This is a genomic window from Aeromonas sp. LsrichE-8G, assembly GCF_022869435.1.
Taxonomy (GTDB): domain Bacteria; phylum Pseudomonadota; class Gammaproteobacteria; order Enterobacterales; family Aeromonadaceae; genus Aeromonas; species Aeromonas caviae.
In genome coordinates this window covers 1-338 of the sequence record NZ_JALIHH010000302.1, presented here as the reverse complement: position 1 = coordinate 338, position 338 = coordinate 1, and the positions used below count along the sequence as shown (strand labels likewise).

General features: G+C 61.2%; 1 protein-coding gene. It reads left to right on the top strand.

The window, feature by feature from the left end; genetic code table 11:
• The coding region (locus MUW49_RS21670) for a DDE-type integrase/transposase/recombinase (protein WP_210539101.1) at nt 1-338 on the top strand (338 nt) is incomplete at both ends.

The window sequence follows — 338 nt, the reverse complement described above, 5'->3', positions numbered from 1 at the left end:
ACGGGTGAGGTCCGTCAGGCACAAGTCTTTGTCGCCGTGCTCGGTGCGTCCAACTACACCTTTGCCGAGGCCACCTGGTCCCAGTCACTGCCGGACTGGCTGCAAAGCCATGTCCGTGCCTTTGAGTTTTTCGGCGGGACACCGGTACTGCTGATCCCCGACAACCTCAAGAGCGGTGTCAGCAAGGCTTGCCGATACGATCCCGAGCTCAACCCCAGCTACCAGCAGTTGGCCGAGCACTATCAGGTGGCGGTGATGCCAGCTCGCCCTTACAAGCCTAAGGACAAAGCCAAGGCCGAGGTGGGTGTGCAGATCGTCGAGCGCTGGATCCTGGCTCG